Annotated in this window: 6 protein-coding genes; 2 read left to right on the top strand and 4 right to left on the bottom strand. The window is 72.0% G+C overall.

The window, feature by feature from the left end:
• Window positions 1-170: 170 nt before the first annotated feature.
• The 3 genes from ACFXMF_RS46080 to ACFXMF_RS46090 are packed head-to-tail and all read right to left on the bottom strand — an operon-like array spanning window position 171 to window position 1,914.
• Entirely contained in the window at window positions 171-824 is a 654-nt protein-coding gene (locus tag ACFXMF_RS46080; protein ID WP_360311440.1) for a hypothetical protein, read from the bottom strand.
• Complete coding sequence (locus tag ACFXMF_RS46085) at window positions 821-1,735, bottom strand: sigma-70 family RNA polymerase sigma factor (protein ID WP_379992436.1); 915 nt, start codon at window positions 1,733-1,735, stop codon at window positions 821-823. Before ACFXMF_RS46085 ends, ACFXMF_RS46080 begins: the two co-directional genes overlap by 4 nt.
• A complete protein-coding gene (locus ACFXMF_RS46090; protein WP_379992437.1) occupies window positions 1,732-1,914 on the bottom strand; it encodes a hypothetical protein in 183 nt (60 codons plus the stop codon). The genes ACFXMF_RS46085 and ACFXMF_RS46090 overlap by 4 nt, the downstream gene beginning before the upstream one ends.
• A 368-nt stretch (window positions 1,915-2,282) precedes the next feature.
• Between ACFXMF_RS46090 and ACFXMF_RS46095 the strand changes: the two genes are divergently transcribed.
• On the top strand, window positions 2,283-4,685 hold the full coding sequence (locus tag ACFXMF_RS46095) for an ATP-binding cassette domain-containing protein (RefSeq protein WP_379992438.1): 2,403 nt from the start codon (window positions 2,283-2,285) through the stop codon (window positions 4,683-4,685).
• A gap of 10 nt (window positions 4,686-4,695) precedes the next feature.
• On the opposite strand, the gene ACFXMF_RS46100 is transcribed toward ACFXMF_RS46095, so the two are convergent.
• Window positions 4,696-5,436, bottom strand: coding sequence for a class I SAM-dependent methyltransferase (locus ACFXMF_RS46100; RefSeq protein WP_379992439.1), 741 nt, complete (start codon window positions 5,434-5,436; stop codon window positions 4,696-4,698).
• Between the two features lie 136 nt (window positions 5,437-5,572).
• On the opposite strand from ACFXMF_RS46100, the gene ACFXMF_RS46105 reads away from it, so the two are divergent.
• On the top strand, window positions 5,573-6,421 hold an 849-nt coding region (locus ACFXMF_RS46105; RefSeq protein WP_380021251.1), incomplete at its 3' end, for an NAD(P)/FAD-dependent oxidoreductase.

Below are 6,421 nucleotides of genomic sequence, written 5' to 3' on the forward strand. Positions count from 1 at the left end.
GGGGGGGGGGGGGGGGGGGCCCGGGGGGACCCACCTTCTGCCCGTGGGGGGGGGGGGGTTGCGGGGGGGGGGGGGGCCCCGGGGGGCCCGGGCCCCCCCCCGCCACGTCGGCGGGAGGGGTGCTGTCGGAGCGGAAACGGGGTGTGGTCCGGTACTGCGCGAAGAGGCGGTCAGGCGGTGTGACCGGCGGCGGCGAGCAGGCGGGGGAAGCAGGCGTTCGGGCGGCAGATCTCGCCCAGGTCGGGGTCGTCCACCTCCTCGATGCCCGGTTCCACCCGGGCGACGTACGCCTGCGGATCGCCGGAGCCCTCGACCTCGGCCGGCGCCGGCGCCGTGGTGGTCGCGTGCAGTCGGCCGGCCCAGTGGTGGGCGTCCGCGGGTTCGCCCTCGACCCGGTGATGCAGCGTCAGCAACCGCATGGCCTCGACGTTGTCGGCGCCGGCCGCATAGCGCCACCAGAACGCGGCGGGCGCGGGCCGGCCGGTGAGGTAGAGCAGACAACCGAACACCAACGCCCCTGCGGGCAGCCGCTTTTGTACGAAGTCGCCCAGTCGCGGGCCGGTGGTCGGGCGGGCGACGACGGCCTGGCAGCAGTGCTCGAGTTCGGCGGCGGCGGCGTTCTGGGCGGCGTGGGCGTCGGCGAACCCGGGCCCGCGCGGCGGGCCGATGGTGGTGGGACGGACCAGGGTGGCCAGGAGTTCCTCCTGGACGATGCGGTCGGCCAGCCGCCGGATGGCGCCGGCCGGGTCGTAGTCGGCGAAGGCCGCGTCCATCGCGCGTCGGCGTTCCTGGAGGGCGTGGTCGAGCGGGGTGAGGTGGTTCATGCGTTCGGTTCCCGGGGGTGCGTTGGGGTCGGTGGGGTGGCCTCGGCCGATGCGTGGTGTTCGGCTCGGCCGAGGGCGTTGGCCAGTTGTTTGCGGGCGGCGTGCACGTGGCTGCGAACGGTGGAGATGGTCACGCCCAGGTAGTCGGCGACGTCCTGGAGCGGCAGTTGCATCACCAGGTGCAGGCGGGCGCAGGTGGCCCGTTTGGCGGGCATCGCGGCGATGGTGCGATCGAGGGTGTCCAGGTGCGGGACCAGGGCGGCCGGATCGCTTGCGGTGGTGGAGGCGACGTCGGGCGCGCCGGGTGCGGTGAAGTCGATCGGCACCTCGGGGCTGCGCCCGCGCCGGCGGCGGATGTCCACGACCCGCCGGCGCAGGATCTCGTAGGCGAGCGCGAGGGGTGGACCCGGGTGCCGGACGATCTCGCTCCAGCGCCTGGACAGCGCGAGCAGGACGTCGGCGACCGCCTCGTCCGCGTCGTGCGGGCAGCCGAGGTGCTTCCAGGCGTGGTCGGTCAGCGTCTGCTGGTGCTCGCGACAGAACCGGACGAAGTCCGCCGGCGCGTCCAGCACCGGACCGCCGGGGGCCGGGCGCAGCCGATCGAGGCCGTCCCGCACCAGGTCGCGGCGCAGCCGGCGGTCCTCCAGGGCGTCGGTGAGCATCCGGAAGGCCCGCTTGACCGGCGGGGCGGGCTCGCGCAGGACGTCGTCCCAGCACTGGTACAGGGTGAGCAGGACGTCGGCGACCAGGTCCTCGGCCTCGGGGCGGGAGCCGAGGTGGTCGTAGGCGAAGCGGGTCAGGGTCGCCTGGTGGCTGTGGCAGAAGGCCACGAAGTCGTTGGGCAGGAGGTCCACCAGATCCACGTCCACGGCCTGGGCCCGGGCGTGCTCCGGGTGTCGGGGTTCGGTCATCGTCCGCCGCCCTTGCCGCGCGCGAGGCACGTGCGGTGATATCCGGGACCGCAGCGGTGGTTCGGCTCGGGGACCACCGGGCCGCGTATCAGGGCACCGAGCGGCGCGCGCACGACGACGATCAACACGCCTATGACCAGCCACAGTTGTCTGGCCTCGGGGCCGAAGATTTGGTTCAAGGCACGGTTCCTTCCGTGAAGTCCGGCACGGACCCCTCCGGGCACCGAATGGGTGTCCCCGGCGGTCCACGAGGCCCGAGGGCCTCTCACCCGTTAACTCGTCCGCCGGGCCCCTCGTGTCCAAGTCGGGATCGCAAAATCTCGCACATCGCCGCAAACGACTACACGTTCTCGCCCCACCAGGCAGGACGCCGGGCAACCGCGGGGAAATCGATCATGAATCGAGAAGCGCGGGCCACCGGGCCGCCGCTAGCGTGAGGGCACGGACCGCACCCCACCGGGGAGTGCGGTCCGAAACCGATTGCACGGAGCCGGGCGACGCCGGCGGAGGCCGCGAGAGCGGATCCGCCCGAACGGATGGAGTCACGATGAGCAAGGCCAAGAGGACGGACTCGCAGTCGCCTGCGTCGCACGTTGCCGACAGCCACGACCTGATCCGGGTGCACGGCGCGCGGGTGAACAACCTCAAGGACGTCAGCGTCGAGATCCCCAAGCGTCGGCTGACGGTGTTCACCGGCGTCTCCGGCTCGGGCAAGAGCTCCCTGGTGTTCGGCACCATCGCCGCGGAGTCGCAGCGGCTGATCAACGAGACGTACAGCGCCTTCGTCCAGGGCTTCATGCCGACCCTGGCCCGGCCGGAGGTGGACGTCCTCGAAGGGCTGACCACCGCGATCCTGGTCGACCAGCAGCGCCTGGGCGCCGACCCGCGCTCCACCGTCGGCACCGCCACCGACGCCAACGCGATGTTGCGCATCCTGTTCAGCCGACTCGGCGCACCGCACATCGGCCCGCCCAGCGCGTACGCCTTCAACGTGCCCTCGGTCCGCGCGAGCGGTGCCATCACCGTCGAGCGCGGCAACAAGAAGGCGGTGAAGGCGACCTTCAACCGCACCGGCGGCATGTGTCCGCGCTGCGAGGGCCGAGGCACCGTCTCCGACATCGACCTGACCCAGCTCTACGACGACTCCAAGTCGCTCAACGAGGGTGCGCTCACCGTCCCCGGCTACAGCATGGACGGCTGGTACGGCCGGATCTTCGGCGGCTGCGGCTTCTTCGATCCGGACAAGCCGATCCGCAAGTTCACCAAGAAGGAACTGCACGACCTCCTGCACAAGGAGCCGACCAAGATCAAGGTCGACGGGATCAACCTGACGTACGAGGGGTTGATCCCCAAGATCCGCAAGTCGATGCTGGCCAAGGACGTCGACGCGTTGCAGCCGCACATCCGCGCGTTCGTGGAGCGGGCGATGACGTTCACCGTCTGCCCCGAGTGCGAGGGCACCCGGCTGAGCGAGGGGGCCAGGTCCTCCAGGATCGCCGGGATCAGCATCGCCGACGCGTGCCTGATGCAGATCAGCGACCTGGCCGCCTGGATCCGCGAACTCGACGCGCCGTCGGTGGCGCCGCTGCTGGAGTCGCTGCGGCAGACCCTGGACTCGTTCGTGGAGATCGGGCTCGGCTACCTCTCGCTGGACCGGCCCGCGGGCACGTTGTCCGGCGGCGAGGCGCAGCGGGTCAAGATGATCCGCCACCTCGGCTCGTCGCTGACCGACACCACCTACGTCTTCGACGAACCCACCATCGGGCTGCACCCGCACGACATCCAGCGGATGAACGGCCTGCTGCTGCGGCTGCGGGACAAGGGCAACACGGTGCTCGTGGTGGAGCACAAGCCGGAGACGATCGCGATCGCCGACCACGTGATCGATCTCGGCCCCGGCGCCGGGACGGGGGGCGGCACCATCTGCTTCCAGGGCACCGTCGAGGCGCTGCGCACCGGCGGCACCGTCACCGGCCGGCACTTCGACGACCGGGCCGTGCTCAAGGAGAAGGTCCGCACGCCCACCGGCGCGCTGGAGCTCCGCGGCGCGAGCACGCACAACCTGCGCGACGTGGACGTGGACGTGCCGCTGGGGGTGCTGGTGGTGGTCACCGGCGTCGCCGGGTCCGGCAAGAGTTCGCTGATCAACGGGTCGCTGATCACCGACTCGCAGGCCGCCGGCGTGGGAGTGGTGTCCGTCGACCAGGGGGCGATCCGCGGGTCGCGGCGCAGCAACCCGGCGACGTACACCGGTCTGCTCGACCCGATCCGCAAGGCGTTCGCCAAGGCCAACGGCGTGAAGCCGGCCCTGTTCAGCGCCAACTCCGAGGGCGCCTGCCCGACCTGCAACGGCGTCGGCGTCGTCTTCACCGACCTGGCGATGATGGCCGGCGTCGCGAGCGTGTGCGAGGAGTGCGAGGGCAAGCGGTTCGAGGCGTCGGTGCTGGAGTACCACTTCGGCGGTCGCGACATCAGCGAGGTGCTCGCGATGTCGGTGACCGAGGCCGAGCAGTTCTTCGGCGCCGGGGAGGCGCGCACGCCGGCCGCGCACGCGATCCTGGTGCGGCTCGCCGATGTCGGGCTCGGCTACCTGTCCCTGGGGCAACCGCTCAGCACGCTGTCCGGCGGCGAGCGGCAGCGGCTCAAGCTGGCCACGCACATGGCCGAGAAGGGCGGCGTCTACGTCCTGGACGAGCCGACCACCGGACTGCACCTCGCCGATGTCGAGCAGTTGCTCGGCCTGTTGGACCGGCTGGTCGACTCCGGCAAGTCGGTCGTCGTGATCGAGCACCATCAGGCGGTGATGGCGCACGCCGACTGGATCATCGACCTCGGCCCGGGCGCCGGTCACGACGGCGGCCGGATCGTCTTCGAGGGCACGCCGGCCGACCTCGTCGCCGACCGCACCACCCTCACCGGCGAGCACCTCGCGGCGTACGTGGGCGCCTAGCCCTGACCGCTCACCTCGGCCCGCCGCCGGCGCTGCGCAGTTCCAGCAGACCGCAGCCCAGGCGGCGGGTGACGAGGCCGGCTTCGGCGGCCTCGGATTCGATCCGCGCGAGCGGGATCGGGTGCATCCTGAAGCACGCCGAGCGCTCGTCCAGCACGTGTCCGGCCCGGGTGGTGCGGTAGGTCATCGTCCAGTCCATCGTGCCCGCGCCGCCCGGCTCGGCGCGCATCCACCCCTCGTACGCCAGGTCGCCCACGGTGCCGCTGTGATAGCGGGTCGGCGGGACGTGGCAGGGCTCGGGCGGCTCCTGCACCTCGACGAACGCGGGTGCCCCCGGGGCCAGTCGCTCGGCCAACACGCGGGTGAGCAGGCGACGTTCGTCGGCGTCGAAGTGATGCAGGACGGCGGTGGCCACGACGGCGGACAGGGCCGGCGGCAGCAGGGGTTCGGCGTCGGCGAGCGTCGCGGCGTGGATCGTCACGCGTGCCCGCAGCGCCGGATCCCGCTGTGTGCGGGTGTGCAGCGCGGCGCACATCGCGGCGGAGGGTTCGAGCGCGAGGATGCGCGCGGCGGGCAGTGCGTCGGCCACGACCGCGGTGGACAGGCCCGTGCCCGCGCCGATGTCCAGGACCGGGCCCGCCGCGGGGTCCACCTCGCGCAGGGCGTCGGTCAGGACCGGGCGCAACTGCCGCCAGTAGGGCTCGGACATCAGGTGGTAGTAGTCGGCGGTCACGGCGTAGGGATCGGTCACGGCTGTCTCTCCGGAGGAAGGCGATCGGTCGGAAGACGATCGATTAATGGAAATGATTATCATGAGCTATAGGGTGTGGTGTCCAGGGGCCGGGCGATCTTCCGCCCGGCCCCCCGACGAGACGAAGGATCCACACATGAGCGAGACGAGCACGGCACCCGAAGCGCGCGAGGAGGCCGACGGGGGCGGGTCGTTCGACGTCGTCGTGGTCGGGGCCGGGCCGGCCGGGCTGAACGCGGCGCTGGTCTCGGGGCGGCAGCGTCGACGCGTGCTGCTGATCGACAGCGGCCGACCCCGCAACGCCCCCTCCCCCGAGGTCCACATGTTGCTCGGTCGGGACGGCGTCTCCCCCACCGCCCTGCGCGCGGCGGCCCGGGCCGACCTGGCCGCGTATGCCACGGTCGAGGTGCGGGAGGGCGAAGTGAGCGACGCCCGTGCGCTGGACGCCGGCTTCGAACTGGTCCTTGCCGACGGGCGGATCGAGCGCACGCGCAAGCTGATCCTGGCCACCGGACAGGTCGATGTCCCGGTCGAAATCCCCGGTCTGGCCGAGCGGTTCGGCCGCGGGGTCTTCCATTGCCCGTTCTGCCACGGCTTCGAGACCCGCGATCGGGCACTCGCCGTCGTCGGTTCGGACCCGGCCTCGGTGATGTTGGCCCTGTACGTGGCCGACCGCTTCAGCCACGACGTGGTCCTGGCCACGCACGGGTCGATGCCCACCGACGAACAGCGGGCGCTGCTCGCCAAGGCCGACGTCGCCGTGCGGGACGAGGAGGTGACCTCGATATCCGGCGAACCCGGCTCCCTGACACTGGAGTTCGCGGCCGCCCCGGCGCTGACTCGGGGGGCGATCTTCCATCGCACCCGGATCCGCCAGCACTCCGCGCTCGCCGCGCGCCTGGGCTGCGTGCATCTCCCGGACGGATGTGTGCGGGTGGACGAGTTCCAACGCACCTCCGTGGCAGGCGTCTTCGCCGCGGGCGAC

The sequence above is a fragment of the Embleya sp. NPDC059213 genome (genome assembly GCF_042754445.1).
Taxonomy (GTDB): Bacteria; Actinomycetota; Actinomycetes; order Streptomycetales; family Streptomycetaceae; genus Embleya.

What these genes read in the sequence shown, in the direction of transcription:
- ACFXMF_RS46095 (WP_379992438.1), top strand. Translation starts at nt 2,283, where the DNA reads ATGAGCAAGGCCAAGAGGACGGACTCGCAGTCGCCTGCGTCGCACGTT.
- ACFXMF_RS46085 (WP_379992436.1), bottom strand. Translation starts at nt 1,735, where the DNA reads ATGACCGAACCCCGACACCCGGAGCACGCCCGGGCCCAGGCCGTGGAC.
- ACFXMF_RS46080 (WP_360311440.1), bottom strand. Translation starts at nt 824, where the DNA reads ATGAACCACCTCACCCCGCTCGACCACGCCCTCCAGGAACGCCGACGC.